Below are 24,804 nucleotides of genomic sequence, written 5' to 3' on the forward strand. Positions count from 1 at the left end.
TCAACTTGCGCTTTTTGTTTATCTAAGGTGTAGTGCATAGAAGAAAAGAACAACTCATGGAAAAAGCGATGACAAAACCTTTCTCGATTGCGATTCATGGTGGCGCAGGCACCATTTTACGTGAACAGATGAGCAATGAACTTCAGCAATCGATCTTGGCTGATTTGGAAGCGTCGGTAAAAGCTGGCTATCAAATTCTAGAGAAAGGCGGCGACGCTTTGGATGCGGTTGTGGCTGCAGTAAAAGTATTGGAAGACTCGCCTAACTTTAATGCGGGTAAAGGCTCGGTGCTGACCAACAACGAAATGGTAGAAATGGATGCCTCTGTCATGGATGGTCGAAACCAAGCCGCAGGCGCGGTCGCTGGTGTTCGTCATATCAAGAATCCAATTGAGCTCGCTCGTGACGTAATGCGAAACAGCAATCACGTGTTGTTGGTGGGTGAGGGCGCAGAGAAGTTTGCTTTTGAACAAGGCCATGAGTATACCGAACAGGATTACTTCTTTACTGATCGCCGTTATGAGCAACTGCTTTCGATGCGAGAGAAGGGGTTGTTTGCACTATCGGAATCTCGCTATCCAGATGATCGTAAACATGGCACCGTCGGAGCCGTAGCGTTGGATCAACAAGGTAACTTAGCCGCTGCAACCAGCACGGGTGGCGTGACGAATAAGAAATACAACCGAGTTGGGGATTCGGCTTTGATAGGCTGCGGCACGGTGGCCGAAAATGGCGTTGTCGCGGTTTCAACTACGGGTGTCGGTGAGTTTTTTATCCGTAAACGTGTCGCAGAAGACGTCGCCGCACGGATGCGTTACTTACAAGAAGATATTCATACTGCTTGTGAGCATATTATTCAGGGGGAACTGAAAGAGATGGGCGGCGAAGGCGGTTTAATCGCAATTGACGCGCAAGGTGAGCTGCACTTTGCGATGAACAGCTCTGGTATGTACCGAGCTGGCATCAACACTCAAGGCGAGTTGAGCGTCAAAATCGACGCTGACGAATAGCTTCCTCTTGAGTGCCTCTTAAGTAATCAATACAACAAAGCCCAGAACACGTTCTGGGCTTTATGCTATTTGAGCCTGCATTTTAATAATGCGGTGGTGGGGTTTCTTCTGACGGATCGGCTAAATTCGACGAGTCCATATTTTTTACTTTACCTACCACATATTTCATCTGATCGATCATCTTGGTAATTTGCAGTTGCTGCTGCGATAAGGCGCCGTTCAGATCTTCAATAGTCTGTTCTTGGAACGCAAGCTGACATTCTAAGTCATTAATGCGTGCTTCCAATTGCTGAATGATTTTTTCTGTCATGATCCGTTCTCTAACTGCCAAGCTTGGGCAATACCTGCTGAAGTAGCAGTAATTACGCGTTGTTTTGAATCAAAGGCTGCATCATACACGAGCGCACGGGGAGGGCGAGTGTCTTTTTTTGGCTCAACTTCAAATCCGCCAATCCGTTTTCCGGTTTGAGTATCCCATATTGAAACGCGGCCAGAAGGCGTTCCTGTCACTAACTGAGTTCCGTCATCAGAAAATCGCGCAGTAGAGAAGATCAATTGGCGCGACCAACTGCTCAACTGTGTGACCTCTTGTCCAGTTTTTAAATCCCAAATTACCGCTTGGTTTCCGCCATCGGATGTCATTGCTAACTTGCCATCTCGTTGCAGGGCAACACGAACAACCCGTTGTTCATGTTCGAAGGTCCGCAGCACTTGTCCGGTTTCGGTGTCCCACAAATACGCTTTGTAGTCATTACCACCAGTCAGTGCGAAGCGGCCATTAGGAGAAATGGCGACGGAATTGACTTTTTCACGATGCGCAAGGAACTCCAAGCGACGTCCGGTGACTAAGTTGACGTAAATTGCTTTACCGTTGGATAACCCGAGCAGAACTTGTTCACCGTTACTGGTGATATCAACGTCGCGAATGAGCGCATCAGAAATAGACCAAAGGCCTTTGGATTGCGTCCAGCCTAAGTCCCAAACTGCGAAGTTCATTTGGCTCGCTGTGACTGCATAGCGACCATTGTCTGAGATACGAATATGGGATACCACGTTGGCATCGGCATCGAGCTCACCCAGGTTGGCTAGTTGTTCATTTTGCTCTAGGTCCCACAACATCAAATGGTGTTGCTGAGAATAGAGCAGAGCAAATCGTCCATCTCTGCTAAGTGCGAAGCTCGTCGCACCCTGAGGCTCTATCGGCCAACGCTGCACTTCACGCTCGGCGAAAAAGCAACCATTTAACGTGGTGATGACAATTAAATATAGGAATAAATGAGAAATTCTTTGCATCACATCTAATAATCCGGTTTGTGTCTTAAGACATATAGCTAGTATATTGGTATAACGATTGTCTTCACTAGTCTCATAGAAGATTTGTGCACAACAACCAATGGCAAAGCCATTATTGGGAGAATTTAATGAAATCAGTTTTAAAAGTGTCGCTACTTGCTGCAACAGTTATGCTAGCGGTAGGTTGTCAGAAAGAAGAAACTAAAACAGAAGCCGCACCTCAAGCAGAACAAGTTCAAGCAGAAACCGGTAAAGCGGTTCACTTTAAAACCGACGACGATAAAGCGGCATACGCAATCGGTGTTTCATTTGCTAACTACCTAAGCACAAGCATCGACAAGCCAAGCGAAATCGGCATTAATCTTAACAAAGACTTGGTACTAAAAGGTATCGAAGACGTCTTCAAAGGCAATGCTGAATTGAATGAAGAAGAAACACGTGCAGCACTAGAATCTCTAGATAAGCGTGTTGCTGAAAAGATGCAAGCACAAGCAGCTGAGAAAGCAGCTGAAGCAAAAAAAGCTGGCGATGATTTCCGTGCTGAGTTCGAGAAGCAAGAAGGCGTAGTGAAGACAGATACAGGTCTTCTATACCAAGTTATTACTCCAGCTGAAGGCGAGAAGCCAAAAGACACTGATACGGTTCAAGTACACTACAAAGGTACGCTAATCGATGGTACGCAATTTGATAGCTCTTACGATCGTGGTGAACCTGCAACATTCCCACTTAACCGTGTAATCCCAGGTTGGACAGAAGGTGTTCAGCTAATGCCTGTGGGTTCTAAATTCAAATTCGTTATCCCGCCAGAGCTAGCATACGGTGATCAAGACACACCAAGCATTCCTGCTAACTCAACGCTAGTATTTGAAGTTGAGCTGCTAAAAGTCGAGAACGACAACGCAGAGCAATAACAATAAGCCGCGATAAGTTATTGAAAAAGGTCCGTTTAACGGGCCTTTTTTGTTCTAGGTCACTAGTTGGTGAGTTTGCTAGGTTGATTTTCAAATTTTCTGATAAACTTACACCAATTTGTTGATTTTTCGCTCGAAGGCTTATGACAACTACAGAAACAATAAACGCGGAGATGTTGCTCGAAATGGAATCCGTTAACGTGATGCCGTTTACCGAGCACGACAAAATCATTTTAAGATCTTATGAGGCGGTCGTTGATGGTATCGCCAGCCTGATAGGTCCCTTTTGTGAAATCGTTCTTCACTCGCTAGAAGACTTAAATACCTCTGCAATTAAAATCGCTAACGGTGAAAACACGGGTCGCCAAGTCGGCTCACCGATCACTGATTTAGCGCTTAAAATGCTAAAAGACATCGAAGGCTCGGAGCGCAACTTCTCACGTTCGTACTTTACCCGTGCAAAAGGTGGCGTGTTGATGAAGTCGATCACTGTTGCCATTCGTAATGGTGAAAATCGCGTGATTGGTTTGTTGTGTATCAACGTCAACTTGGATGCGCCTTTCTCGCAAGTCCTTCAATCTTTCATGCCAACGCAAGAAGCAAAAGAAGCGGCTTCCTCGGTTAACTTTGCTAGTGACGTAGAAGAGCTGGTGGACCAAACTGTTGAACGCACCATCGAAGAGATCAATGCGGATAAATCCGTATCGAACAACACCAAGAATCGCCAAATCGTGATGGAATTGTACGACAAAGGCATCTTCGATATTAAAGATGCCATCAACCGCGTTGCAGATCGTCTTAACATTTCAAAACACACCGTCTACTTATACATTCGTCAACGTAAAACCGAGGACGATGAAAAGTGAGTAAGCTGACTTACACGTTGGTGGTGAACGGTCCTGTTTACGGTAGCCAGTCAGCACGCAGTGCTTATCAGTTCGCCAAGGCGGTGATTGAGCAAGGCCATCAGTTAGTGAGCGTTTTCTTTTATCAAGAGGGCGTGACCAATGGTAATGCTTTGAGTGTGCCTGCCAACGACGAATTTGATCTCAATAAGGCATGGCAATCTTTGGCAAAAGAGCATGGTGTTCGTCTAGAAACTTGTGTTGCTGCGGCTTTGCGTCGCGGGATCGTAAGTGAAGAAGAAGCGAATCAACATGGTTTGGTCCAGAGCAATCTAGCGGAAGGTTTTGAGCAAGCCGGCTTAGGTAGCTTAGCCGAAGCGATGTTAACCCAAGACAGAGTGGTACAGTTTTGAGTCAGCTAACTTATCTATTTCGTAGCGCACCGCATGGCAGTGCGGCTGGTCGTGAAGGTGTGGATGCACTGTTAGCCGCGTCGGCTTACTGTGAAGATATCAGCGTCATTTTCATGGGAGATGGGGTTTACCAGCTTCTACTAGGACAAGAACCGAGTAAGATCTTGAGCAAAGATTATGCGCCGATGCTGAAGCTTTTCGATTTATACGATATCGAACAAGTCTTTGTGTGCTCAGAGTCATTAGCTCAGCGAGGTTTGGCTCAAGCGGATTTAGTCATTGAAGCTCAAGCGTTAAGCTCAGAGCAGCTCAAAGATAAGTTGCAACACGCTGGCAAGCTACTGTCGTTCTGAGGAAGTTATGCTACATATTATAAAAACGGTCTCCGCCCTAGAAGACGCCATGCCCTTATGTAATGTACAGGATGACATCTTACTTATAGAAGATGCCGTGTACGCTGCTAACTCGCAGCATAAAGCGTTTTCCCACCTAAAAAACCGCAGTGTATTTGTGCTAGAGAGCGATATTCACGCTCGCGGTATTGCGAATCGTATCAGTCCATCACTGACGATCGTGAATTACTCAGGCTTCGTTGAGCTCACAGTTAAACAGGATAAATCGCTTACTTGGGATTGAACGTGATTTACTGTCGCTAAAGCTTTACGGATGAATTGTCCTAATTGAACAAAAAAGATCCGTATATTTCTTGACACACCTCTCACTGCTGCATAGAATTTTGCGTCCCTAACTGCAATGGTAGTTGGGGATAGATTTTTCACAAAGCTTACTTTCAAGTAAATCAGGAGCTAGTTAATGGCAACTATTAACCAGTTGGTACGTAAGCCTCGTGCAAAGCAAGTTGTTAAAAGCAACGTGCCTGCACTAGAAGCGTGCCCACAAAAACGTGGTGTATGTACTCGTGTTTACACTACTACACCTAAAAAACCTAACTCAGCACTTCGTAAAGTTTGTCGTGTACGTCTGACAAACGGCTTCGAAGTTACATCGTACATCGGCGGTGAAGGTCACAACCTTCAAGAGCACAGTGTTGTACTAATCCGTGGCGGTCGTGTAAAAGACCTTCCGGGTGTACGTTACCACACTGTTCGCGGTGCACTTGACTGTGCTGGCGTTAACGACCGTAAACAAGGTCGTTCTAAGTACGGTGTGAAGCGTCCTAAGTCTTAATGGATTCCGTTAAGTAAGGCCAAACACTAAATTATTTTTAATTTTTTGAAAAAACTGAAAAGTTTTGGATAAAACCTGAAGAAGACAACGGAGATAAATCCATGCCACGTCGTCGCGTCATTGGTCAGCGTAAGATCCTTCCAGATCCAAAATTCAAATCTGAATTGCTGGCAAAATTCGTTAACATCCTAATGGTTGACGGTAAAAAATCTACTGCAGAGAAAATCGTTTACACTGCACTAGATGCTATGGCTGAAAAGTCTGGTAAAGACCACTTAGCTATTTTTGAAGAAGCTCTTGAAAACGTACGCCCAGCGGTAGAGGTTAAATCTCGCCGTGTTGGTGGTTCAACTTACCAAGTACCTGTAGAAGTACGTCCGGTTCGCCGTAACGCACTTGCTATGCGTTGGTTGGTTGAAGCTGCGCGCAAGCGTGGTGAAAAATCTATGGCTCAACGCCTAGCAGCTGAAATGCTAGACGCGTCTGAGAACAAAGGTACTGCGGTTAAGAAACGTGAAGACGTTCACCGCATGGCTGACGCAAACAAAGCGTTCGCTCATTACCGCTGGTAATACCTTCTGTGCTGCGAGGTTCTCTCGCAGCACTTTTCTATACTCTAAGGTACACCTTAGTAAGAGGATACAATCGTGGCTCGTAAAACTCCTATTGAGCGCTACCGTAATATCGGTATCTGTGCTCACGTAGATGCAGGAAAAACAACCACAACTGAGCGTATTCTGTTCTACACTGGCCTTTCTCACAAAATCGGCGAAGTTCACGATGGTGCAGCAACCATGGACTGGATGGAGCAGGAGCAGGAACGTGGTATCACTATCACATCCGCTGCGACTACTACATTCTGGCGTGGTATGGAAGCACAGTTCCCTGAGCATCGCGTAAACATCATTGATACCCCTGGACACGTTGACTTTACTATCGAAGTAGAGCGTTCTCTTCGTGTACTTGATGGTGCTGTGGTTGTGTTCTGTGGCTCATCTGGTGTTGAACCTCAGTCTGAAACTGTATGGCGTCAAGCAGACAAATACCACGTTCCACGTTTGGTATTTGTAAACAAGATGGACCGTGCGGGCGCAGACTTCCTACGCGTTGTGGACCAAATTAAAAATCGTCTTGGTGCGAACCCTGTTCCAATCCAACTGAACGTTGGTGCGGAAGATGAGTTCAGAGGTGTCATCGACCTTATCAAGATGAAGATGATCAACTGGAATGAAGCCGATCAAGGCACTTCGTTTACTTACGAAGACATCCCAGCTGACATGATCGAACTTGCTGAAGAGTGGCGCAACCACATGGTTGAATCCGCTGCTGAAGCTAGCGAAGAGCTGATGGACAAGTACCTTGAAGAAGGTGAATTGACTGAAGCTGAGCTCAAACAAGCTCTACGTACTCGTACACTAAACAACGAAATCGTATTGGCCACTTGTGGTAGTGCGTTTAAGAACAAAGGTGTTCAAGCGGTACTAGATGCAGTGATCGAGTTCTTGCCATCGCCAGTTGACGTACCTGCAATTAAAGGTGTTGACGAAAGAGAAAATGAAGTTGAGCGTCACGCTGACGACAACGAACCATTCTCTGCGCTAGCATTTAAGATCGCGACTGACCCATTCGTGGGTACGCTAACGTTCATGCGTGTTTACTCTGGTGTAGTAAACTCCGGCGACGCTGTTTACAACTCTGTAAAAGAGAAGAAAGAGCGTTTTGGTCGTATCGTTCAGATGCATGCGAATAAGCGTGAAGAAGTAAAAGAAGTTCGCGCTGGTGATATCGCTGCTGCTATCGGTCTGAAAGACGTAACAACAGGTGACACACTGTGTGATCAGAACCACAAAGTGATTCTAGAGCGCATGGAGTTCCCTGAACCAGTTATTCAGATTGCTGTAGAACCTCGTTCTAAGGCAGACCAAGAGAAAATGGCTATCGCGCTAGGTAAACTGGCTGCGGAAGATCCATCATTCCGCGTGGAAACGGACGACGAATCAGGTCAGACTCTGATCTCAGGTATGGGTGAACTTCACCTAGACATTATCGTTGATCGTATGAAGCGTGAATTCAGCGTTGATTGTAACGTTGGTAAACCTCAGGTTGCTTACCGTGAAACCATTCGTGGTAAAGCGGAAGTTGAAGGTAAGTTTGTTCGTCAATCAGGTGGTCGTGGTCAATACGGTCATGTGTGGGTCAAACTTGAGCCTTCTGAACCTGGCGAAGGTTTCGTATTCGTAGACGAAATCGTGGGTGGTGTGATTCCTAAGGAATACATCAGTTCGGTATCGAAAGGTATCGAGGAACAAATGAATAGTGGTGTTCTAGCGGGTTACCCTGTACTAGATATTAAAGCTACACTATTTGATGGTTCTTACCACGATGTAGACTCAAGCGAGATGGCGTTTAAGATCGCTGGCTCGATGGCATTCAAGAAAGGTGCACTAGAAGCACAACCTGTGATTCTAGAACCAATGATGAATGTCGAAGTAACCACTCCGGAAGACTGGATGGGTGACGTTGTTGGTGACCTAAACCGTCGTCGCGGTATCATTGAAGGCATGGACGAAGGTGTGGCTGGTCTTAAGATCATCCGTGCTCAAGTACCACTATCTGAAATGTTCGGTTACGCAACTGATCTACGTTCTGCAACTCAAGGCCGTGCGTCTTACTCTATGGAGTTTCACGAGTACGCTGAAGTGCCGAAAAACTTCGCAGATAAAATTATTGCAGAGCGTGGTTACTAATTGACGATTGAACTACAAAAAGTTTACGACTTTTTGCGAGATCAGGGCGTCCAAATATTGCGCTAACGGGCGTTGGCGCATAAAATAACAATTTCTGGCGCGTCGTCGATCAATAATGATCACGACGAATCATAACTAGGAAGGAACACGATCGTGTCTAAAGAAAAATTTGAACGTACGAAACCGCACGTTAACGTTGGTACTATCGGCCACGTTGACCACGGTAAAACAACTCTAACTGCAGCTATCTGTACTACTCTTGCTAAAGTTTACGGCGGTGTAGCTAAAGACTTCGCATCTATCGATAACGCTCCAGAAGAGCGTGAGCGCGGTATCACAATCGCAACTTCTCACGTTGAGTACGACACTCCAACTCGTCACTACGCACACGTTGACTGTCCAGGACACGCGGACTACGTTAAAAACATGATCACTGGTGCTGCACAGATGGACGGTGGTATCCTAGTTGTTGCTGCGACAGATGGCCCAATGCCACAAACTCGTGAGCACATCCTACTAGGCCGTCAGGTTGGTATCCCATACATCATCGTATTCATGAACAAATGTGACATGGTTGACGATGAAGAGCTACTAGAACTAGTAGAAATGGAAGTTCGTGAACTTCTATCTGAATACGATTTCCCAGGTGATGACCTACCAGTTATCCAAGGTTCTGCACTAGGCGCACTAAACGGCGAAGAGCAGTGGGAAGCGAAAATCGTTGAACTAGCGGAAGCTCTAGATACTTACATCCCTGAGCCAGAGCGTGCGGTAGATCAGCCATTCCTAATGCCTATCGAAGACGTATTCTCAATCCAAGGTCGTGGTACAGTAGTAACTGGCCGTATCGAGCGTGGTATCCTAACTGTAGGTGACGAAGTTGCTATCGTAGGTATCAAAGACACTACTACAACTACATGTACTGGTGTTGAGATGTTCCGTAAGCTTCTAGACGAAGGCCGTGCAGGTGAGAACGTTGGTGCACTTCTACGTGGTACTAAGCGTGACGAAGTTGAACGTGGTCAAGTACTAGCGAAGCCTGGTTCAATCACTCCACACACTAAGTTCGAATCAGAAGTATACGTACTGTCTAAAGATGAAGGTGGTCGTCACACTCCATTCTTCAAAGGCTACCGTCCACAGTTCTACTTCCGTACAACTGACGTAACTGGTGACATCCAGCTACCAGAAGGCGTAGAAATGGTAATGCCAGGTGACAACGTACAGATGACTGTTGAGCTAATCGCACCAATCGCAATGGACGAAGGTCTACGTTTCGCGATCCGTGAAGGTGGCCGTACAGTAGGTGCTGGTGTTGTTGCTAAGATCTTCGACTAATTCATAACGAATTAAACGAAATCTTGCACTCTTCTTCTTTATGAAGAAAGCGCATCGAGAAAGGGAAGCTTAGGCTTCCCTTTTTTATATCTAAATTATATTTGGTTATAAGTGTTCGTAGGAAATACGTTAATTTTTTAATTTAAAAACAGAATATTACCGGCTCTATTTTTCAACACCTTTGGTCGTAACACCTAACTCTCTGATCTTGGCCTACTGTCACCAAATCTATATAACAAAATATTCTGAACAGACCCATCAATGCGACTGGTAACAAGAACTATTCTTGTTTATATTGGTTGCCACAGGTTAATTTAATAGGTTTTTGAGTATGTACGTTTGTCTTTGCCATGGGGTCTCCGACAAGAAAATTAGGAAGTTGGCGATAGATGAAGGCGTAACGGATATTAAAGGAATCAAAAAATGCACAGCATTGGGTAGCCAATGTGGTAAGTGCATCAGGCAGGCCAAGGATATTTTAGCGGAAACCAGTTACACGGTATTCAAACAAGCTAGCTAATTACTGTGAGCATGCAGTAATTAAGTAATTATTTGCCTAGCGTTTTGACACCTTCTCATTTGCTTCTACATTTAAATGAAGCTAAAGAAGAGGTTTTTGTCATGAAAGGCGATCCAATCATCATCCAACATCTCAATAAAGTGCTCGGAAATGAGCTCATCGCTATTAATCAGTATTTTCTTCATGCTCGAATGTATAAGGACTGGGGGTTAAAGCACCTAGCAGATAAGGAATATCACGAATCTATCGATGAGATGAAACATGCCGATCATCTGATTGAGCGTATTTTGTTTCTGGAGGGCTTACCGAATCTACAAGATTTAGGCAAGTTGATGATAGGTGAAGACACTAAAGAAATGCTCGAGTGTGACTTAAAGCTTGAAATGGCCGCTATTCCAGATTTAAAAGATGCGATTGCCTATGCTGAAGACATTCGAGACTATGTGTCTCGCGATCTGTTTCAAGATATTCTTGAAGATGAAGAAGAGCATGTTGATTGGCTAGAGACGCAACTTGGCTTGATTGAAATGTCTGGCATTGAGAACTACCTCCAAGCGCAATACGTAGACGAAGAGTAATAACGTCCAGGATTTTGCGTACTTCAATTGTAAGAAGAAAAGAGCACCTGACTCGAAAATCAGGTGCTTATCCCCGCTATCTGGTCTAATCTCTTTTATTATCGGCTTTTTAAGGATATTGCTCGCAATCTTGCCTATGAAGTTTGATTTCTATCCGATAGAATTTATGCCCCCTTACCTAAAAATAAAAAAGAGAAACGTCCATGTCTGAAGACAATCGCCAAGCAGCCACTCCAGAAGAAGAACATCGCCAAAAAGCATTGGATTACCATGCTTATCCAACTCCAGGGAAGATTGCTGTCGAATTAACAAAGCCTGCGGAAACGGCGGGTGATCTTGCCCTTGCTTACAGCCCAGGTGTTGCAGAACCAGTGCGTGAAATCGCACAAAACCCTGATAACGTGTACAAGTACACAGCGAAAGGCAACATGGTTGCTGTTATTTCTAACGGTACCGCTATTTTAGGTCTAGGTAACCTAGGTCCACTTGCATCTAAGCCAGTAATGGAAGGTAAAGCGTTACTGTTTAAACGTTTTGCAGGTCTTGACTCGATTGATATTGAAGTTAAGCATCGCACGATCGATGAATTTGTTGATACTGTTGCAAGCATTGCAGACACCTTTGGTGGTATCAACCTTGAAGATATTAAAGCACCAGATTGCTTTGAGATTGAAAAGCGTTTAATTGAGCGTTGTGATGTACCAGTATTCCACGATGATCAGCACGGTACTGCGATTGTAACGGCGGCAGGCATGCTGAACGCGATCGAACTTCAAGGTAAGAAGCTTGAAGACTCAACGATCGTTTGTCTTGGCGCTGGCGCTGCAGCCGTTGCGTGTATGGAGCTGCTGATTAAATGTGGTGCAATGCGCGAAAAAATTTACATGCTGGATCGTAAAGGTGTGATCCACACTCGTCGTGATGATCTTAATGAATACAAGCAGCTATTCGCAAACAACACGGACAAACGCACATTAGAAGACGTGATTGAAGGCGCGGATCTGTTCCTAGGTGTATCTGGTCCAAACCTATTGCCAGCGGAAGCGTTGAAGCTGATGGCAGATAAGCCAATCGTATTTGCATGTTCGAATCCAGATCCTGAAATTAAGCCGGAACTTGCCCACGCTGTTCGTGATGATTTGATCATGGGGACTGGCCGTAGTGATTACCCGAACCAAGTAAACAACGTATTGTGTTTCCCATTCATCTTCCGTGGTGCTCTTGATGTGCGCGCAAGTGAAATCAATGATGAAATGAAACTTGCAGCCGTTGAGGCGATTCGTGAGCTAGCAAAAGAGCCTGTACCTGAAACTGTATTGAAGGCCGCAGGCGTCGATAAGCTTGAGTTTGGTGCAGACTACATCATTCCAAAACCAATGGACTCACGTTTACTGCCACGTGTTGCAAAAGCTGTGGCTCAGGCGGCAGTTGATTCAGGTGTTGCTCGTATCGAGATGCCTGAAAACTACATGGCAGAGTAATATATCTATTAGATGTGATGTACAGAAAATGGGACGCAATCGCGTCCCATTTTTTATATCATTCTTTTGGCTCGAGATAAGAATTGCTATCTGAAGCCTCCAGTCTCGCTTTTTACTCTTCGTCAAACGACTCAAATTCGATGCCCATTTCCGTCATCAGTGCTTTTACTTCTGTTGGAATATCATCTGGACGGTCTTTACGAAGGTCTTCATCTGTTGGAAGTGGCTGACCTGTGTACGCGTGCAAAAATGCTTCGCATAGTAATTCACTATTGGTTGCATGGCGTAAGTTATTGATCTGACGGCGAGTACGCTCATCAGTTAGCACTTTTAAAACTTTTAGCGGGATAGAGACGGTAATTTTTTTTACTTGTTCGCTTTTTTTGCCGTGCTCTGCATATGGGCTAATGTATTCGCCATTCCAGTCAGCCATTGCACACCTTCATTTATGTAATCGGTTAAAAATAATTTAGGTGCTGATTTTAGCTGCATTTACCGCCATAAGCAAAGACATATAGACGTCTAGAAGTGTTGACGTCTCATTTTTTGACGAGTAAAGTGAACAGAACAGCAAAGGAAGCGTGTTGATCACTTTATTTTACTCATTAGATATAGCGCATTCCTATTTAGAAGTCATTACCCGTGAAAGGATACACCCATGAGCTCTCGCAAACCTGCGACCATTGCAGTACGCACTGGTATTGAATCAGACAGCCAATATCACGCTGTCGTTCCACCTATTTATCTTTCCACTAACTATGGTTTTCCTGCTTTTGGTGAAGTACCTAAGTATGATTACACGCGATCTGGAAATCCAAACCGCGGACTGTTGGAAAGTGCGTTATCTGAACTCGAGTCTGGAAAAGGAGCGGTTGTCACGAATTGCGGTACGTCGGCATTAAATTTATGGGTGTCCGCTTTTCTTGGCCCTGATGATCTCATTATTGCTCCTCACGATTGTTATGGCGGCACCTATCGTCTTTTTAATACCCGAGCCAACAAAGGTGATTTTAAGGTTCAGTTTGTCGATCAATCAGACGAGCAAGCTTTGGATGCAGCATTAGCACAAAAACCAAAACTCATCTTGTTAGAAACCCCATCAAACCCTCTGGTTCGCGTGGTGGATATTTCTGAGACTTGTGAAAAAGCGAAGCGAGTTGGGGCATTGGTCGCGGTGGACAATACCTTTTTGACACCCGTGTACCAAAAGCCTTTGGACTTGGGCGCAGATTTCGTCATTCACTCCACAACGAAGTATATCAACGGTCATTCAGACGTGATTGGTGGCGTGATCATCACCAAAACAGAAGCGCATGCAGAAGAGCTTGCATGGTGGGGCAATTGTATTGGCGCAACGGGCACACCTTTCGATAGTTACATGACACTGCGAGGTATTCGTACACTTGGTGCTCGCATGCGAGTGCATGAAGAGAGTTCACAGCAGGTACTGGCTTATCTCCAGAAGCAAGCGTTAGTTAAAACCATTTATCATCCAAGCCTGCCGGAGCACCCGGGTCATGACATTGCTAAAAAGCAGCAAACTGGTTTTGGCTCTATGCTGAGCTTTGAGTTTGCCGGTTCGTTTGAGCAGTTAAAAGTGTTCGTTAAAGAGCTCCAACTGTTTTCATTGGCTGAGTCATTAGGTGGAGTTGAAAGCTTGATTTGTCATCCGGCATCCATGACGCATCGCGCTATGGGAGAGGAAGCACTTGCAGAAGCGGGGGTGTCGCATCAACTATTGCGTTTGTCTGTCGGCTTGGAAGATGCACAAGATCTCATCACAGATTTAGAGCAAGCATTCGCTAAAGCTGCCCAACAATAGGAGACGATAATAATGACTTTACAACGTCAGCTGCATAAGTTTGGTGGCAGTAGCTTAGCAAACCCAGAATGCTATTTACGCGTTGTGGATATTCTTAAGGAGTATTCGACGGAAAATGATCTTGTGGTCGTCTCGGCGGCAGGAAAAACCACTAACCGCTTGATTGAGTTCCAGGAAGGGCTAGACAAAGATGGCCGAATCGCGCATGAAGCACTTCAAAGCCTAAGGCAGTTCCAAACGGAGCTAATAGAAAACTTGTTGGAAAATGAAGTACAAGAAGAACTATTAGCGTTACTGCATGATGAGTTCAGTACCTTATCTGAGCTGACAGCACCACTCACTGGCGCGCAAAAAGCCGCGGTACTAGGACACGGAGAAGTTTGGTCTGCTCGCCTATTGGCCGCGTTATTATCTCAACGTTCTATCCCCGCTGTTGCACAAGATGCACGAGCGTTTTTACGTGCGGAAGCCGGGACTCAACCTGAAGTTGATCGCGCTCGTTCATATCCTTTGATAAAAGAAGTTCTCGCGCAACACAATCATAAACGTGTGGTAATTACTGGCTTTATGGCTCAGAACGAGGCGGGCGAAACCATTTTACTTGGTCGTAATGGCTCTGACTATTCTGCAACTGTCATTGGTGCTCTGGCTGAAGTGAGCACAGTCACCATTTGGAGTGACGTTGCCGGTGTCTATAGTGCCGATCCGCGTTTGGTGGCAGACGCGTGTCTGTTACCGTTACTTCGATTGGATGAAGCCAGCGAACTCGCCCGTTTAGCCGCCCCAGTCCTACACAGTCGTACACTTCAGCCTGTGGCGCAAAGTACTATGGATCTCAACCTCAAGTGTAGCTATCTGCCGGAATCGGGCTCTACTCGTATTGAGCGTGTCTTAGCGTCTGGCCGTGGCGCTAAAATTATTACCTCGCTGGATGATGTTTTATTGGTGCAGCTGTCTTTCATGCATGGGCACGACTTCGAAAAAACACAGAATGATGTATTACAAGCGTTGCAGCGAGCGCAATTGGAGCCATTGGCATTTGAGGCACAGCCCGATCAACACACGTTGCGCTTGGCGTATACCGCAGAAATTGCCGGTGGCGCACTGAAACACTTACAAGAGCTTGCGGTTGAAGCGGAGATTAAGCTCAAAGAAGGCTACTCTCTCTTAGCGGCGGTAGGCGCTGGCGTTACGAAAAACGCCAACCATTGTTTTGGTTTTTATCAGAAATTAAAACACTCTCCGGTTGAATTTATTTCTGAAACTGAGTCGGGGCTGAGTTTAGTCGCCGTTTTGCGTCGTACTGATACCGAAGTGTTGGTTCAAACGATTCATAGCCAGTTGTTCCAAGCGCAAAAGCGCGTGGCGGTGGCTTTATGTGGCAAGGGCAACATTGGTTCTAGCTGGTTAAATTTATTTGCAACTCAAAAAGGTGAACTCGAAAAACGTCATGGAATGAGCTTTGACCTTGTAGCGGTCGTGGATAGTCAAACCTACTGGTTCGATGAGCAAGGTATTGATGCAGCAAGTGTTGCTGAACGATTTGATGATGAAGGCCTAGCAAACGATGGGTCTTGGTTGACTCACTTAGGAGCGCTAAAAAATTACGATGAAGCCGTAGTGCTTGATGTGACAGCGAGCAAAGACTTAGCTCAGCGCTATGTAGAAATTGCGCAGCAGGGCATTCATTTGATTTCCGCTAACAAAGTGGCGGGTTCGGCTGATAGCCAGTATTACCATCAGGTTCAAGATGCATTCGCTAAAATTGGTCGTTATTGGCTGTACAACGCGACGGTTGGTGCGGGGTTACCAATAAACCATACCGTGCGAGATCTACGTGAAAGTGGGGATGAGATCGTTGCTCTATCGGGTATTTTCTCTGGGACGTTATCATGGTTATTCCAACAATTTGACGGCTCAGTACCATTTAATGATTTAGTCGACCTCGCTTGGCAGCAAGGTTTAACAGAACCTGATCCTCGTTCTGATTTAGATGGTTCAGATGTGATGCGTAAGCTGGTTATCTTAGCTCGAGAGTCTGGTCTCGATATTGAGCCGGGCAGCGTTAAGGTTGAATCTCTAGTACCAGAAGAATTAAGAGAACTTAGTATCGATGACTTCTTCGATAACGGAGGGCTGTTGAGTGAAATACTGCAAGAGCGCCTGACAAAAGCACAGAGAAACGATCAAGTGCTTCGCTACGTTGCGCGTTTAGAAAAAAATGGTAAAGCGACGGTGGGAGTAGAAGCGTTATCTCGTGAACATGCGCTCGCCAACCTTCTGCCGTGCGACAACATTTTTGCCATTGAAAGTAAGTGGTACAAAGATAACCCACTCGTTATTCGAGGGCCTGGCGCAGGAAGAGAAGTGACAGCCGGCGCGATTCAATCCGACCTCAACCGATTAGCCGGTTTATTCTAAAGTTGCGAGATACCTAAAACCCTGGAACCCGACCAGGGTTTTTTATTTTTCCTTCAGTGCCATACTGAAGTATCGGCTTGTGATAAGTGGTGAAATAACGTTCAAGTAATAACTTGAACTATCCTCATTATTAACTTGAGAAAAATTCATAATTACAAGGTTGACATTAAATCGTATTCAATACATTCTGTAGACATATAGACGTCTAAACGTCGATTTAAGGAATTTGTTTTCGTGGCGGAGTGCCACAGGGAGAGTAAGATGGGATACACGCACGCAGGCCATATTGACGCCTTGAACCAGAATATTGCTGAGTTGTCAGACAACATCAATGTATCATTTGAGTTTTTTCCACCAAGCAGCGCGAAGATGGAAGAGACACTCTGGAATTCAGTGCACCGTCTTAAAACGCTCCAACCTAAATTTGTTTCTGTGACTTACGGCGCGAACTCTGGCGAGCGTGACAGAACGCACTCCATCATTAAAGAAATCAAAGCAACAACCGGATTGGTTGCTGCTCCTCACCTCACTTGTATTGATGCGACTCGCGAAGAGTTGATTAATATTGCCGATGATTACTGGAATAATGGCATTGAAAATATCGTTGCTCTGCGTGGTGATATTCCTCCTGGTGGCGGTGCGCCTGACATGTATGCCTCGGATTTGGTTGAGTTGCTGAAATCACGTCACGATTTTGATATCTCAGTTGCCGCATTTCCTGAGGTTCACCCTGAAGCTAAAAGTGCGCAGTCTGACTTATTGAACCTAAAACGTAAGGTTGATGCTGGCGCAAACCGTGCAATTACTCAGTTCTTTTTTGACGTCGAGTCTTACCTTCGTTTCCGCGATCGCTGTGTGGCGGCAGGAATTGATGTGGAAATTGTCCCTGGTATTTTGCCAGTGTCGAACTTTAAGCAAGCCTCTCGCTTTGCTGCGCAGAACAATGTGAAAGTACCAGGCTGGATGAGTAAACAGTTCGAAGGCTTGGATGATGATCCGGTGACTCGTCAGCTTGTAGGAGCAAGCCAAGCTATTGATATGGTGCGCGTACTTAGTCGTGAAGGCGTTAAGGATTTCCACTTCTACACCCTAAACCGTGCAGAGATGACTTACGCTTTATGTCATACGCTAGGCGTTCGTCCTCGCGCTGCAGTAGGTGCATAAATCGACCGGGTTTCAAAAAGACAAAAGGCTTGCCGAGTGGCAAGCCTTTTTCGTTGTCTCAAAGTAAAAGGAAATTAACCAATCACTTCAAGTTCTGTTAGGACTTCTTCAGCCCAAGTGATCCACGTTTCACGTAACAGTAGGTTACGACGAAGCGTTAAACGCTCTAGGCGAGCTTGTTTGTCTAAAGTTGACGGCGTTGCGTAGTAAGCCGCTTCAATTTCTTTGTAGTGAGAAACCAGTTTGCGAGACTCTTCAACCAGTTCGGCGAGTTGATCACGGAAAGGTGTTGATGGTTGAACGGCACATGCCATCAATTTCGCTGAAAATTCATCACGAACAGTCGGGTGTGCAGTTGGTTGATCAAACCATTCTCCTAAAGCGCTGCGACCAGCATCTGTGATGGAGTAAACCTTACGGTCTGGTTTGCCTTCTTGGGGTTCTAATACGCAAGTAACCAGCTCTTTCTCGGCCATTTTATTGAGTTCACGGTACACTTGTTGGTGGCTTGCTTTCCAGAAGTAACCGATGCTAGCAGAGAATTCTTTAGTGATATCGTAACCGGTTGCGTCGCGAGTGCTAAGAACAGTTAAGATTACGTGTGGTAATGACATGTCTTCAATCCAAATGGTCAATAAACTTGTAAACAAGCTACTTATACTTTCAGCTGTGCTCTTTCTGGCACTTGAGTTTTTTAATGTATAAGTAGCACCAACAATGTTGGTCCTGTCACCTTAAAGCCGTTTATCACCTAGAGAGATGGGGAGTCCCATCATGGCTGGAGCAGGTATGATTGGATTTATGAGCTCTCAGCAGGCAAGTAGTATATAAATAATAAGCATGAAGTGGAATAGTAGGACAAAATTACCCTAAAAAACTAACATAATAATTAATAGTGTTAACTTGTGGTTTTTTATTCTTTTTGTGTGGTAATTTTTGGGTTTTTTATAGTTTATTAAACTGCCTTTTGGTTGCGCAATTATCCAGCGCCAAAAAAAAGCTGAGCACTTGCTCAGCTTTTTTATTACAAATGAAGCGATTAGCCTGTGTTGCGCATGCCAGCTGCAATACCAGCAATTGTCACCATTAGCGCTTCTTCTAGGTTTGCAGATGCTTCTTCGGTTTGGCGTGTACGGTATAGCAACTCGGCTTGTAGCATGTTCAATGGCTCAACGTAGATGTTGCGCAAGCGAATCGATTCGAGTCCCCAAGGGTCATGCTGCATCAAGTTTTCGTTGTTCTCTACATTCAGTACTGCTTTGATATCTTCTTGAAGCTGAGCGCGAAGCTTTTCACCGAGTGGACGGAGTGATTCATCCACCAATCGCTCATCGTAATAGCGAGAAATATCGATATTACACTTCGAGTACACCATTTCTAACATGCCAAGGCGAGTCGAGAAGAACGGCCATTCACGACACATCTCTTCGAGCAGCGCTTGGTGGCCTTTATCGATCGAGTATTGAATCGCTTCACCCGCACCTAACCATGCTGGAAGCACCAAACGATTTTGGCTCCACGAGAAGATCCACGGGATTGCACGTAAGCTTTCTACTCCGCCCTTAGGGTTACGTTTTGCAGGACGAGAGCCAAGTGGCAACTTACCGAGCTCGAGCTCTGGTGTCGCTTGACGGAAGTAAGGCACAAAATCAGGCTCGCCACGAACTACGTTGCGATAAGACTCGCAGCTAACTTCTGATAGCACTTCCATTAAGTCGCGCCATTCTTGTTTTGGCTCTGGCGGTGGCAATAGGTTGGCTTCTAGAATCGCGCTCGCGTAAAGGTTAAAACTGTTTACGGCGACATCTGGAAGGCCCAGTTTAAAGCGGATCATCTCGCCCTGTTCTGTTACGCGCAAACCACCTTTCAAGCTTTTTGGTGGTTGAGACAGAAGTGCTGCGTGTGCTGGCGCGCCGCCGCGGCCTACTGTACCGCCACGACCGTGGAATAGAGTCAGTTCAACACCTTCTTCTTCCGCCACTTTAACTAACGATTCCATCGCATGGTACTGAGCCCAGCCTGCAGACATGACACCCGCATCTTTCGCTGAGTCAGAGTAACCAATCATGACCATTTGGTGGTTTTGGATAAAGCCACGGTATAGGTCGATACCCATCAGCTGTTTGATGACCGATTCTGCATTGTTCAAGTCGTCTAGCGTCTCGAATAACGGGCAAACATCCATACGATATGGGCAGCCAGCTTCTTGCAGAAGTAGGTGGACTGCTAACACATCCGATGCAGTGCGTGCCATAGAAATAACGTAGGCACCGAATGCTTCACGCGGTTGTGCTGCAATAATCTTACAGGTGTCCAAAACCTCTTTGACAGGTTCTGATGGTTCCCAATCACGAGGCAGAAGAGGACGTTTAGATGCGAGTTCGTTGGTTAGGAAAGCAATCTTATCTTGCTCGCTCCATTGCTCGTAATCACCAATGCCTAAGTAGCGGGTTAATTCAGACAATACGTCTGAATGACGCGTGCTCTCTTGGCGGATATCAAGGCGAACAAGATGAATACCAAATGCTTTTACGCGGCGCAATGTATCCAGTAGAGAGCCATTTGCGATCACACCCATGCCACATTCATTTAGCGACTGGTAACAGGCATACAGAGGTTCCCAAAGTTGCTCGACTTTTTGCAACGGAGCTTTAACGGCCAGTTTTTGACCATGGATTTTAGCATCGAGAATATCTTTGGTTTCGTTCAATAGTGAGCGAAGTTGTTTCAGGATTGCACGATATGGTTCGTGCTGATCTTCGCCAGCAAGTTCACGAACTTGATCGTTTGAAACCGTCATAGACAGTTCACTGATCAACTCGTTGATGTCATTGAGATAAAGATCTGCGGCTTTCCAACGAGACAGAAGCAATACTTCACGCGTCACGCTATGAGTGACGAACGGGTTACCGTCGCGGTCACCCCCCATCCAAGAAGAGAAGTGCACAGGGCGCGCATCAATTGGTAAACCTTCACCTAGGTAAGACTTCAGACGATCATTCATTTCACGTAAGAAGTCTGGCACCGCTTCCCATAGTGAGTTTTCAACGACTGCAAAACCCCATTTTGCTTCATCCAGCGGAGTAGGGCGCTGTTGTCGAATTACGTCTGAATGCCAGCTTTGCGCGATCAGTTGCTCTAAACGACGCTCGGTTTTCTTGCGCTCTTTAGAAGAAAGATCACTCAGTTCCAACTTTGATAAGCACTCGTTGATCTTGACCAACTTGTTGATCATCGTGCGACGCGTGATTTCCGTTGGGTGAGCCGTCAAGACCAATTCAATATTCAGATCACGAACCGCTTGCGCAGTGTCCAGTTTGCTCACATCGTTTTGTACCAGTTTAGAAAACAGCGAGTTAATCGCGTCTGGTTCACAAATGTGTTCTTCACAGTGGCGTGAAATCGTGTGGTATTGCTCAGCAATATTGGTGAGATTTAGAAATTGGTTAAACGCACGGGTAACGGGCGTTAGTTGCTCATCAGGTAAATGTTTGATTTCTTCGATCAAGCTGTCCCTGTCTGCTTGATTTCCTGCTTGAGCTGATTTGGATAATTTACGAATGGTTTCCACTTTCTCGAAGATTTCTTCGCCATGGGCATCGCGAATGGTGTTACCCAATAAGTGGCCTAACATGCGCACATTACTTTTGAGTGCGGCGTATTTCTCGTTCATTGTCGTCCTGCCTCGTAAAAAAACTACATCCATTGTCCTTGTTAAGACTCCAATCTAGCGAAAAGCACCAGTTATAGTCAAATAAAGCAGACTAAGTTTGCAATTATTCCGCTGTCTCCTGATTTAGAGCAAATTTACGGCAGCTGTAGAATAAGAAGTGAAAATTAATTACAAAATAACAAGTTAAAGAAGTGTTAAGGCTAGCGCTAAATTGTGAAGATAAAAAGATGCAGCTCAATCGAGCTGCACTGACTTTTGAGTTTATTCGTGTATTAACAGCAATACTTGACCATTGCCTTTGAAAGCACATCAATTGTGGGATCGATAAAATCAAATGAGAGAAACTCATCCGGTTGGTGCGCTTGGTCAATTGAACCGGGGCCGAGAACTAAGGTTGGACAGAGCTGTTGTAAGAAGGGCGCCTCAGTACAGTAGTTCACGGTTTCTGAACTGGTTTGGCAGATCTCTTCAACACCACCGATAAATGGGTGGTCATGTTGGCATTCGTAACCCGGAATTGGTTCATGTAAGGGAATTATCTCCAAGCGTCCAGGCCACTTTGCTTCGACTTCTTTTAATGCTCCGCGCAGCATATTTTCTAGGCCATCCAGGCTGATCCCTGGTAGTGGGCGAACATCATAGTGCAGCTCACAGCAACCACAAATACGGTTAGCGCTGTCACCACCGTGAATGTGTCCAAGGTTTAGGGTAGGGCTTGGAATGGCAAAACCCGGATGGTGGTATTCTTTCACCAATTTATCGCGCAGTTGCATCATGGCAAACATCACTTCATGCATGATCTCAATCGCGTTAACGCCTAAGGCAGGATCGGATGAATGGCCTGACTTACCCGTGACCCGAATTGCATTCGCCACATGACCTTTGTGGCCGCGAATAGGAACGAGGCTGGTGGGCTCACCAATAATGCAGTAATCCGGCTTAAAAGGGGCGTTTACGGTGAAATGTCGTGCACCCAACATGGTGGTTTCTTCGTCACAAGTGGCTAATACGTATAGCGGCTTGGTTTGCTTACTCCAGTCGACTTTTTTGACGGCTTCGTAAATAAAGGCAAAAAAGCCCTTCATGTCTGCCGTGCCTAAACCGTAAAAGCGGTTGTCTTTTTCAGTCAGCTTATGTGGATCAAAATTCCATCGCCCTTGATCGAATGGCACGGTATCACTATGGCCAGCAAGTAAAAGGCCGCCTTCACCCTCTCCCATACGTGCGATCATATTGTGCTTGCCTGGCTCGACTTCGATCACTTCAACGCTAAAACCCAGATCTTTAAACCAAGATGCGAGTTTTTCGATGACTTTTGCATTGCCCTGATCCCAGCTCGGATCCGTGGAGCTGATAGAAGAGGTGCTGATGAGTCCTTCATAGACCTCTAGAAAAGTTGGTAATTGCATGGATTCTTCAAATCTCCTGTTGACAGACAGACCACAAAAATGTAAAACACATATTAAATCATATTTAATGAATAAAAAATCAAAATAAAGCAAAAATTAAATATGAATAGTCATTTGAGCCTTTAAGTATATGGATGTCACACAATGCTAAAAACCACGATTATTGGAGCCAGCGGTTACACCGGCGCAGAGTTAGCGTTAATGGTTAATAAACACCCACAACTCACGCTATCAGGTTTATATGTTTCCGCCAACAGTGTTGATGCAGGAAAGAATATTGCGCAGCTGCACGGTAAGTTAGCAGGCATCATTGATATGCCGGTCTCGCCACTAACGGATCCACTGCAAATCGCTCAAGAATCGGATGTGGTGTTTTTAGCAACGGCTCATGAGGTGAGCCACGATCTAGCCCCAACTTTCTTGGAGGCAGGCTGTCAGGTATTCGATTTATCGGGGGCATTCCGCGTCCAAAGTGAAGGTTTTTACAACACTTTTTATGGCTTCGAGCATCAACATAATAACTGGCTAGATAAAGCTGCATACGGCTTAGCAGAGTGGAACCAGGAATCAATTAAAACTGCTCCCTTAGTTGCTGTAGCAGGTTGCTACCCGACTGCTTCGCAGTTAGCCATCAAACCTCTACTCGAAAATGCATTAGTGGATACCAATCAATGGCCTGTCATTAACGCGACCAGCGGTGTGTCCGGAGCTGGGCGTAAAGCTTCTATGGTGAACAGTTTCTGTGAAGTGAGCTTGCAACCTTATGGTGTATTTACTCATCGTCACCAACCAGAAATTGCTCAGCACTTAGGTTGCGATGTGATTTTTACTCCGCACCTAGGCAACTTTAAACGCGGCATTCTTGCCACGATCACCATGAAGCTAGCATCAGGCGTTACAGAGCAACAAGTCGCTCAAGCATTTGAACAAGCTTATCTAGGAAAGCCAGCCGTGCGTTTAAAAGGCGATGGTATTCCACGTATTCAGGATGTCGAAAATACCCCTTTCTGCGATATCGGCTGGAAGGTACAAGGCGAACATATCATTGTGATTTCAGCCATCGACAACCTACTCAAAGGTGCATCAAGTCAAGCGATGCAATGTCTCAATATTCATTATGGTTACCCAGAACTGACAGCGTTGCTGTAGTCGTTGAAAGAGGGAAATGCGATGACGCAAACCAATCAAGCTCCTTTAGTCATTAAGCTAGGCGGTGCTGCTCTATCTTGCACTCAAACCTTAAGCCAACTGTTTGGTGCCATTGCGGCTTACCAAAAATCGGCACAGCGACAAATCGCCATCGTTCATGGCGGTGGCTACCTAGTTGATGAGTTGATGGCAAAGCTTCAGCTTGAAACCGTAAAGAAAAATGGTTTACGCGTAACGCCTTACGATCAAATTCCGGTGATTGCAGGCGCGCTTGCAGGCACAGCGAATAAGCTACTTCAAGGTCAAGCCATCGCAGATGGACTCAATGCAGTAGGTCTTAGCCTTGCGGATGGTGGTTTGTGTCTTGTTGAAGAACTTGACCCTGAGTTGGGCGCGGTAGGTAAAGCATCACCGGGTGATTCAACGCTATTACAAGCGGTATTAAACACAGGCGCACTGCCGATCATCAGTTCAATTGGCTTAACCACAGATGGCCAGATGATGAATGTGAATGCTGACCAAGCCGCAGTCGCGGTTGCGGGCGCATTAGATGCGGAGTTGGTCCTGCTATCAGACGTGAGTGGTGTATTAGATGGTAAAGGCCATTTGATCAAAACCCTGTCGGAACAACAAGCGAACATGTTGATCGATGGACATGTGATCACAGACGGCATGATCGTCAAAGTTAAAGCTGCTTTGGAGGCGGCCAATGATCTTGGTCGCCCTATCGAAGTCGCGACCTGGCGTTACCCAGAAAAATTAGTACAGCTATTCGCTGGTGAAAGTATTGGAACGCAATTTTTGCCTCAATAAGCATCAGCAAAAGAATTCAATATTAGGAA

General features: G+C 45.6%; 24 protein-coding genes. 18 read left to right on the top strand and 6 right to left on the bottom strand.

Annotated features, from left to right (window positions below; translation table 11 throughout):
- Window positions 1–68 precede the first annotated feature (68 nt).
- Window positions 69–1,010, top strand: a complete 942-nt coding sequence (locus FR741_RS01595) for an isoaspartyl peptidase/L-asparaginase family protein (RefSeq protein ID WP_167426184.1) — start codon at window positions 69–71, stop codon at window positions 1,008–1,010.
- 82 nt (window positions 1,011–1,092) lie between these two features.
- On the opposite strand, the gene FR741_RS01600 is transcribed toward FR741_RS01595, so the two are convergent.
- Window positions 1,093–1,320, bottom strand: coding sequence for a SlyX family protein (locus FR741_RS01600; protein WP_167426185.1), 228 nt, complete (start codon window positions 1,318–1,320; stop codon window positions 1,093–1,095).
- Window positions 1,317–2,303 (bottom strand): WD40 repeat domain-containing protein, encoded by a 987-nt coding sequence (locus FR741_RS01605; protein WP_167427053.1) that lies wholly within the window; start codon window positions 2,301–2,303, stop codon window positions 1,317–1,319. The genes FR741_RS01600 and FR741_RS01605 overlap by 4 nt, the downstream gene beginning before the upstream one ends.
- A gap of 128 nt (window positions 2,304–2,431) precedes the next feature.
- Here FR741_RS01605 and fkpA point away from each other — a divergent pair, with 128 nt between their 5' ends.
- The 12 genes from fkpA to FR741_RS01665 all read left to right on the top strand — a co-directional run bounded on the left by fkpA (window position 2,432) and on the right by FR741_RS01665 (window position 12,324).
- Window positions 2,432–3,214 carry an FKBP-type peptidyl-prolyl cis-trans isomerase gene (fkpA, locus tag FR741_RS01610; RefSeq protein ID WP_005397659.1) on the top strand — a complete coding sequence of 261 codons (783 nt, stop codon included), beginning with the start codon at window positions 2,432–2,434 and terminating at the stop codon, window positions 3,212–3,214.
- A gap of 143 nt (window positions 3,215–3,357) precedes the next feature.
- The gene (locus FR741_RS01615; RefSeq protein WP_031780643.1) at window positions 3,358–4,080 is read left to right on the top strand and encodes a helix-turn-helix transcriptional regulator; all 723 of its coding nucleotides are present in this window, start codon (window positions 3,358–3,360) and stop codon (window positions 4,078–4,080) included.
- Window positions 4,077–4,472 carry a sulfurtransferase complex subunit TusD gene (tusD, locus tag FR741_RS01620; RefSeq protein WP_085344620.1) on the top strand — a complete coding sequence of 132 codons (396 nt, stop codon included), beginning with the start codon at window positions 4,077–4,079 and terminating at the stop codon, window positions 4,470–4,472. Before FR741_RS01615 ends, tusD begins: the two co-directional genes overlap by 4 nt.
- On the top strand, window positions 4,469–4,825 hold the full coding sequence (gene tusC, locus FR741_RS01625) for a sulfurtransferase complex subunit TusC (RefSeq protein ID WP_005397648.1): 357 nt from the start codon (window positions 4,469–4,471) through the stop codon (window positions 4,823–4,825). The genes tusD and tusC overlap by 4 nt, the downstream gene beginning before the upstream one ends.
- Before the next feature lie 7 nt (window positions 4,826–4,832).
- A complete protein-coding gene (gene tusB / locus FR741_RS01630) occupies window positions 4,833–5,108 on the top strand; it encodes a sulfurtransferase complex subunit TusB (RefSeq protein ID WP_047010412.1) in 276 nt (91 codons plus the stop codon).
- 177 nt (window positions 5,109–5,285) lie between these two features.
- Window positions 5,286–5,660, top strand: coding sequence for a 30S ribosomal protein S12 (gene rpsL, locus FR741_RS01635; protein ID WP_004399892.1), 375 nt, complete (start codon window positions 5,286–5,288; stop codon window positions 5,658–5,660).
- 101 nt (window positions 5,661–5,761) lie between these two features.
- Window positions 5,762–6,232 (top strand): 30S ribosomal protein S7, encoded by a 471-nt coding sequence (gene rpsG, locus FR741_RS01640; RefSeq protein ID WP_005382796.1) that lies wholly within the window; start codon window positions 5,762–5,764, stop codon window positions 6,230–6,232.
- A 75-nt stretch (window positions 6,233–6,307) separates the two neighbouring features.
- Window positions 6,308–8,407, top strand: a complete 2,100-nt coding sequence (gene fusA, locus FR741_RS01645; RefSeq protein ID WP_005397643.1) for an elongation factor G — start codon at window positions 6,308–6,310, stop codon at window positions 8,405–8,407.
- A 153-nt stretch (window positions 8,408–8,560) separates the two neighbouring features.
- The gene (tuf, locus tag FR741_RS01650) at window positions 8,561–9,745 is read left to right on the top strand and encodes an elongation factor Tu (RefSeq protein ID WP_012841343.1); all 1,185 of its coding nucleotides are present in this window, start codon (window positions 8,561–8,563) and stop codon (window positions 9,743–9,745) included.
- 331 nt (window positions 9,746–10,076) lie between these two features.
- Window positions 10,077–10,265 carry a (2Fe-2S)-binding protein gene (locus FR741_RS01655; RefSeq protein WP_031780493.1) on the top strand — a complete coding sequence of 63 codons (189 nt, stop codon included), beginning with the start codon at window positions 10,077–10,079 and terminating at the stop codon, window positions 10,263–10,265.
- A 101-nt stretch (window positions 10,266–10,366) separates the two neighbouring features.
- Window positions 10,367–10,843 (top strand): bacterioferritin, encoded by a 477-nt coding sequence (bfr, locus tag FR741_RS01660; protein WP_005395745.1) that lies wholly within the window; start codon window positions 10,367–10,369, stop codon window positions 10,841–10,843.
- Window positions 10,844–11,046: 203 nt separating this feature from the next.
- Window positions 11,047–12,324, top strand: a complete 1,278-nt coding sequence (locus tag FR741_RS01665; protein WP_006742766.1) for a malic enzyme-like NAD(P)-binding protein — start codon at window positions 11,047–11,049, stop codon at window positions 12,322–12,324.
- A 112-nt stretch (window positions 12,325–12,436) separates the two neighbouring features.
- Here FR741_RS01665 and metJ read toward each other — a convergent pair whose 3' ends face one another.
- Window positions 12,437–12,757, bottom strand: a complete 321-nt coding sequence (gene metJ, locus FR741_RS01670; RefSeq protein WP_005381353.1) for a met regulon transcriptional regulator MetJ — start codon at window positions 12,755–12,757, stop codon at window positions 12,437–12,439.
- Between the two features lie 225 nt (window positions 12,758–12,982).
- Here metJ and FR741_RS01675 point away from each other — a divergent pair, with 225 nt between their 5' ends.
- The 3 genes from FR741_RS01675 (at window position 12,983) to metF (ending at window position 17,731) form a co-directional block, all read left to right on the top strand.
- Window positions 12,983–14,146 carry an O-succinylhomoserine (thiol)-lyase gene (locus tag FR741_RS01675; RefSeq protein ID WP_053807714.1) on the top strand — a complete coding sequence of 388 codons (1,164 nt, stop codon included), beginning with the start codon at window positions 12,983–12,985 and terminating at the stop codon, window positions 14,144–14,146.
- Window positions 14,147–14,158: 12 nt separating this feature from the next.
- Entirely contained in the window at window positions 14,159–16,567 is a 2,409-nt protein-coding gene (locus FR741_RS01680) for a bifunctional aspartate kinase/homoserine dehydrogenase II (RefSeq protein ID WP_167426186.1), read from the top strand.
- Window positions 16,568–16,828: 261 nt separating this feature from the next.
- A complete protein-coding gene (gene metF / locus FR741_RS01685) occupies window positions 16,829–17,731 on the top strand; it encodes a methylenetetrahydrofolate reductase (protein WP_046874624.1) in 903 nt (300 codons plus the stop codon).
- Window positions 17,732–17,805: 74 nt separating this feature from the next.
- Here metF and FR741_RS01690 read toward each other — a convergent pair whose 3' ends face one another.
- The 3 genes from FR741_RS01690 to argE form a co-directional block, all read right to left on the bottom strand.
- Window positions 17,806–18,345 (bottom strand): PadR family transcriptional regulator, encoded by a 540-nt coding sequence (locus FR741_RS01690; RefSeq protein WP_005395734.1) that lies wholly within the window; start codon window positions 18,343–18,345, stop codon window positions 17,806–17,808.
- Window positions 18,346–18,770: 425 nt separating this feature from the next.
- Window positions 18,771–21,404: a phosphoenolpyruvate carboxylase gene (gene ppc / locus FR741_RS01695; protein WP_109170362.1), complete on the bottom strand. Its 2,634-nt coding sequence runs from the start codon at window positions 21,402–21,404 to the stop codon at window positions 18,771–18,773.
- 272 nt (window positions 21,405–21,676) lie between these two features.
- Window positions 21,677–22,813: an acetylornithine deacetylase gene (gene argE, locus FR741_RS01700; protein WP_012841347.1), complete on the bottom strand. Its 1,137-nt coding sequence runs from the start codon at window positions 22,811–22,813 to the stop codon at window positions 21,677–21,679.
- Between the two features lie 144 nt (window positions 22,814–22,957).
- On the opposite strand from argE, the gene argC reads away from it, so the two are divergent.
- Window positions 22,958–23,962, top strand: coding sequence for an N-acetyl-gamma-glutamyl-phosphate reductase (argC, locus tag FR741_RS01705; RefSeq protein ID WP_006742772.1), 1,005 nt, complete (start codon window positions 22,958–22,960; stop codon window positions 23,960–23,962).
- 21 nt (window positions 23,963–23,983) lie between these two features.
- The gene (gene argB, locus FR741_RS01710; protein WP_048626700.1) at window positions 23,984–24,775 is read left to right on the top strand and encodes an acetylglutamate kinase; all 792 of its coding nucleotides are present in this window, start codon (window positions 23,984–23,986) and stop codon (window positions 24,773–24,775) included.
- Window positions 24,776–24,804 lie beyond the last annotated feature (29 nt).

The sequence above is a fragment of the Vibrio diabolicus genome, from assembly GCF_011801455.1.
GTDB classification, from domain to species: domain Bacteria; phylum Pseudomonadota; class Gammaproteobacteria; order Enterobacterales; family Vibrionaceae; genus Vibrio; species Vibrio diabolicus.

What these genes read in the sequence shown, in the direction of transcription:
- FR741_RS01595 (WP_167426184.1), top strand. Translation starts at nt 69, where the DNA reads ATGACAAAACCTTTCTCGATTGCGATTCATGGTGGCGCAGGCACCATT.
- FR741_RS01600 (WP_167426185.1), bottom strand. Translation starts at nt 1,320, where the DNA reads ATGACAGAAAAAATCATTCAGCAATTGGAAGCACGCATTAATGACTTA.
- FR741_RS01605 (WP_167427053.1), bottom strand. Translation starts at nt 2,303, where the DNA reads ATGCAAAGAATTTCTCATTTATTCCTATATTTAATTGTCATCACCACG.
- fkpA (WP_005397659.1), top strand. Translation starts at nt 2,432, where the DNA reads ATGAAATCAGTTTTAAAAGTGTCGCTACTTGCTGCAACAGTTATGCTA.
- FR741_RS01615 (WP_031780643.1), top strand. Translation starts at nt 3,358, where the DNA reads ATGACAACTACAGAAACAATAAACGCGGAGATGTTGCTCGAAATGGAA.
- tusB (WP_047010412.1), top strand. Translation starts at nt 4,833, where the DNA reads ATGCTACATATTATAAAAACGGTCTCCGCCCTAGAAGACGCCATGCCC.
- rpsL (WP_004399892.1), top strand. Translation starts at nt 5,286, where the DNA reads ATGGCAACTATTAACCAGTTGGTACGTAAGCCTCGTGCAAAGCAAGTT.
- rpsG (WP_005382796.1), top strand. Translation starts at nt 5,762, where the DNA reads ATGCCACGTCGTCGCGTCATTGGTCAGCGTAAGATCCTTCCAGATCCA.
- FR741_RS01655 (WP_031780493.1), top strand. Translation starts at nt 10,077, where the DNA reads ATGTACGTTTGTCTTTGCCATGGGGTCTCCGACAAGAAAATTAGGAAG.
- bfr (WP_005395745.1), top strand. Translation starts at nt 10,367, where the DNA reads ATGAAAGGCGATCCAATCATCATCCAACATCTCAATAAAGTGCTCGGA.
- FR741_RS01665 (WP_006742766.1), top strand. Translation starts at nt 11,047, where the DNA reads ATGTCTGAAGACAATCGCCAAGCAGCCACTCCAGAAGAAGAACATCGC.
- metJ (WP_005381353.1), bottom strand. Translation starts at nt 12,757, where the DNA reads ATGGCTGACTGGAATGGCGAATACATTAGCCCATATGCAGAGCACGGC.
- FR741_RS01675 (WP_053807714.1), top strand. Translation starts at nt 12,983, where the DNA reads ATGAGCTCTCGCAAACCTGCGACCATTGCAGTACGCACTGGTATTGAA.
- FR741_RS01680 (WP_167426186.1), top strand. Translation starts at nt 14,159, where the DNA reads ATGACTTTACAACGTCAGCTGCATAAGTTTGGTGGCAGTAGCTTAGCA.
- metF (WP_046874624.1), top strand. Translation starts at nt 16,829, where the DNA reads ATGGGATACACGCACGCAGGCCATATTGACGCCTTGAACCAGAATATT.
- FR741_RS01690 (WP_005395734.1), bottom strand. Translation starts at nt 18,345, where the DNA reads ATGTCATTACCACACGTAATCTTAACTGTTCTTAGCACTCGCGACGCA.
- ppc (WP_109170362.1), bottom strand. Translation starts at nt 21,404, where the DNA reads ATGAACGAGAAATACGCCGCACTCAAAAGTAATGTGCGCATGTTAGGC.
- argE (WP_012841347.1), bottom strand. Translation starts at nt 22,813, where the DNA reads ATGCAATTACCAACTTTTCTAGAGGTCTATGAAGGACTCATCAGCACC.
- argC (WP_006742772.1), top strand. Translation starts at nt 22,958, where the DNA reads ATGCTAAAAACCACGATTATTGGAGCCAGCGGTTACACCGGCGCAGAG.
- argB (WP_048626700.1), top strand. Translation starts at nt 23,984, where the DNA reads ATGACGCAAACCAATCAAGCTCCTTTAGTCATTAAGCTAGGCGGTGCT.